Genomic DNA, 3,862 nt, shown 5'->3' on the forward strand with positions numbered 1-3,862 from the left:
TGATTGTCCGCGCCGCGCGAGACGGCCCGATAACCGGCAGACTGTCGGGCATTGACGGGCGAAAGCCCATCCATTGGCGCCCGCCGCCCGTCTTCAAGCCGGGCAGGAAATCCGCGGCCTTGCGCAGCATCGCCTCCGCGCGCGCGAAATTGGGCGCCCGGGTGAGGCCGCCGAGTTCGACGGCTCCGCCCACGCGGATGCCCGACGACAAGGGTGTGATGACGAAGCCGTGGCTGCCAAAGATGAGCTGACGCCGGATATCGAAAGCCTCCAGCGGCAAGGTGGTGTTGTAGCCACGTTCGGTCTCGAGCGGCACGTCATCCCCCAGGGCGCGTGCCAAGGGTTTGGACCAGGCGCCGCAGGCGATGACGGCCTGCCGCGCCATGATGGTGCTGCCATCCCCGCAATCGAGAGCAACGCCGCCCTCGACGGGACGCACCCTGGCGATATCCTGTCGTGCGACGTGCCCTCCCCTACGAATGACGCGAGCGGCGAGCGCGCTGGCAAAATCGTAAGGGTCAGAGACGGTCTTCCAGCCGGGAACGAAGGTGCCCGCCACGAAGCGTGGCGCCAGCCCGGGCTGGAGATCGGCCATGTCAGCGCCGCGCACATGCTGGAAGGCGATGCCCTGCTTCTCGCGAGCCGTCCATCCGGCGATCGAAGCCGCAAGTTCCGCCTCGCTTTCGTAGAGTTCGAGAGATCCGTCCGAACGGATCATGCCGCCAAGATCAGCCGAGACGACGAGCCTGGCCATCTCCTGCGCGGCAAGGCGCATCATCGACGCCTGCACCACCATCGCGTCGCGCACGCGATCCGGCCAGCTCGCCCGCCAGAAACGGATGAGCCAGGGCAGGATCTGGGGCAGATAAGCCGGCGGGATGGTGAGCGGGCCCAGCGGATCGACAAGCCAGCGGGGCGCCTTGCGCATGATGCCCGGAGACGCCAACGGCAGGATGTCCGAGAACGCGAAGGCGCCGGCGTTGCCGAAGCTGGCGCCGTGAGCAGGCTCGCCCCGGTCGATCAGCAGAACATCGCGCCCGTCGTCCTGCAGGAAGGACGCCGCCGCTATGCCGATGATGCCGGCACCGACGACCGCGACATCCACTTCGCTTTCGACTGCGGGATGCGTCACGCCCCGATCTCCGTCTTTGCGCTCAGCCGAAGGCCGGCAGCGCGGGGCGAATCTCTAGCGCATTCCTGATGACCGATTCCACACGCTTGCGTGTCTCACCGGAAAGCGGTTGGCGCGGGGCGCGCACACGCTCGTTCGAGCCAATGGCCAACATCTCCGCCAGCTTGATATTCTGGACGAGATAGGTGCTCACATCGAGATCGAGCAGAGAACGGAACCAGCGGTAGAGCGCCAGCGCCTCGGCATGGCGGCCCTGCTTCATCAGGCGGTAGATGGCGACCGTCTCCTTGGGAAAGGCGCAGACGAGACCCGCGACCCAGCCCACCGCGCCGACCGCAAGCGCCTCGTAGGCGAGATTGTCCACCCCCGTCAGCACGGCGTAGCGATCACCCAGGCGATTGAAGATTTCGGTCGTCCGGCGAATGTCGTCGGAGGATTCCTTGATGGCGACGAAGCGCTTGTCCGAGGCGAGCTCCTCCATCAGGGCCGGCGTCACATCGACGCGATAAGCGATCTTGTTGGAGTAGATCATGATCGGCAGATCGCCGGCCTGCGCCACGGTCCGCAGCGTCGAGACTGTCTCGGCGTCGTTCGTCTGGTAGACGAGGCTCGGCACCACCATCAATCCATCCGCTCCCGACTTGGCGGCGCGCTGCGCGATCTCACAGCTTTCGCGGGTGGAAGCCGCGGCAACCGTCATCAACACGGGCTTGCCGCCGCTGACGGACTTCGCCGTGCGCATGACCTCAATGCGCTCATCCAGCGTCATCATCGGCCCCTCGCCCAACGAACCGCAAACAATGAGGCCATCGCAGCCGGCCTCCATCTGCATGGCAAAGCAGCGGGTCATCTCGTCATGATCGAGAGAACCGTCTTCCTTGAATTTCGACGTCACCGCGGGAAGGACACCAGACCACATGCCTTTTTCCTCCAAGAGCCAAAACCGATCAGACCGCAGGCAGAGTGAGCAACGACCAATGCATTGTCCGCTCCCCCCGAAAACAAGCTGCGGGGAAGCGGGAACGGGCTTGAGCCAAGGCGGGGCCACTCCGCTCGCCAATTCGGAATAAAATATACAATATTCAAATCAAGGCAACAGCACACCAACTGCTATGACCTGCGCTCAGCGCGTTTTGGGCCCACGCAGGAGATAGGTGTCCATGATCCAGCCGTTCTTATCGCGCGCCTCCCGCCTCAGGCGATCGATCTCCCCGGCGACGTCATCGAGCGGGCCGGACACGAGGATTTCCTCCTGCGTGCCGAGATAGGCGCCCCAGTAAATCTCGAGATCCCGACCGACGAGACGCTTGAACGCCTGTTCACCGTCGAGCATCACGACCACGGTGTCTGTTCCGTCCGGCAAGGCCTCGCCCAGCTTTCGACCTGTCGTCACATGCACCGGTTCGCCGATCCGGTTGAGGGCGATGCGATGCTGCGCGGCCAGCGCCTGCACGCTGGTGATACCGGGAATGACCCGATAGTCGAACGGGAACGGGGCCTTCGCGTCGATCTCCTGGATGATGCGCAGCGTGCTGTCGTAGAGGGCAGGATCGCCCCACACCAGGAATGCCCCGGTTTCACCGTCGGCCAGTTCGCTCTCGAGAAGAGCCGTGTAGCGCGCCTCGATTGCCGCATGCCATGCCGCCACATCGGCCTTGTAGTCGTCGCTCTTGCCGCGCACCGGGACCTCGATGCTCACGAAGCGGTAACCAGGTCGGCGGATGAAGCGCGCGCAGATCTCCTCACGCAACTCACGGAGGGCGGCCTTCTCCGCGCCCTTGTCGGGAATGAAGAAGACATCAGCCTGGTTGAGGGCCTCTATCGCCTGAACGGTGAGATAATCCGGATCGCCGGCGCCTATGCCGATGATGAGAACTTTGCGCATCCGAACCTCGCTCCACCCAGTGTCTCCAAGCGAACCGGTTTTCCCTTCGCTCGAAAATGCTCCAGCCGTCCATGCGACGACATACAGCATGCCGGGGAATGTCGCATCCAGGACGGCCAGATGGGGAGACGAGGCGGAAAAGAATGCTACTGTCGCCCTTCGCCGGGACGACTGGGAGCTTTTCATGCGTATTGTCGACGTCCGTGAAATGACCGCGTCGATCGCCTCGCCGATCGCCAATGCCTATATCGACTTCTCGAAGATGACCTGCTCGGTGGTCGCCGTCGTCACGGATGTGGTGCGCAACGGCAAACCCGTCATCGGCTACGGGTTCAACTCCAACGGCCGCTACGGCGCTGGCGGCCTGTTGCGCGAGCGCTTCCTGCCGCGCCTCAGGGAAGCCGCCCCAGACAGCCTCATCACCGACGCCGGCGACAATCTCGATCCCTTCAAGATCTGGTCGACCCTGATGACCAACGAGAAGCCCGGCGGCCATGGCGAGCGTTCGGTTGCAGTCGGCACCATCGACATGGCCGTCTGGGATGCCGTCGCCAAGATCGAGGACCGCCCGCTCTATCGCGTGCTCGCCGACCGTTATCGCGATGGTGTCGCCGACGACAAGGTCTGGGTCTATGCGGCCGGCGGCTACTATTATCCCGGGAAGGATCTCGGCGCGCTGCAGGATGAAATGCGGAGCTATGTCGATCGCGGCTACCACGTCGTCAAGATGAAGATAGGCGCCGCCCCGCTCGACGAGGATCTCGCCCGCATCGACGCGGTGCTCGAGATCGTCGGCGAAGGCGCGCGGCTCTGTGTCGACGCCAACGGCCGTTTCGATACCGAGG

Annotated in this window: 4 protein-coding genes; 1 reads left to right on the forward strand and 3 read right to left on the reverse strand. The window is 64.1% G+C overall.

Features of this window, described 5'->3' with window-relative positions; genetic code table 11:
* The 3 genes from KF719_RS18045 to cobF all read right to left on the reverse strand — a co-directional run.
* On the reverse strand, nucleotides 1–1,132 hold a 1,132-nt coding region (locus KF719_RS18045), incomplete at its 3' end, for an FAD-dependent oxidoreductase (RefSeq protein WP_293510807.1).
* A gap of 22 nt (nucleotides 1,133–1,154) precedes the next feature.
* Nucleotides 1,155–2,051 (reverse strand): dihydrodipicolinate synthase family protein, encoded by an 897-nt coding sequence (locus tag KF719_RS18050; RefSeq protein WP_293510809.1) that lies wholly within the window; start codon nucleotides 2,049–2,051, stop codon nucleotides 1,155–1,157.
* Between the two features lie 204 nt (nucleotides 2,052–2,255).
* Nucleotides 2,256–3,017, reverse strand: coding sequence for a precorrin-6A synthase (deacetylating) (gene cobF / locus KF719_RS18055; RefSeq protein ID WP_293510810.1), 762 nt, complete (start codon nucleotides 3,015–3,017; stop codon nucleotides 2,256–2,258).
* A 184-nt stretch (nucleotides 3,018–3,201) separates the two neighbouring features.
* Here cobF and KF719_RS18060 point away from each other — a divergent pair.
* On the forward strand, nucleotides 3,202–3,862 hold a 661-nt coding region (locus tag KF719_RS18060; RefSeq protein WP_293510811.1), incomplete at its 3' end, for an enolase C-terminal domain-like protein.

The organism is Parvibaculum sp., assembly GCF_019635935.1.
Taxonomy (GTDB): Bacteria; Pseudomonadota; Alphaproteobacteria; order Parvibaculales; family Parvibaculaceae; genus Parvibaculum.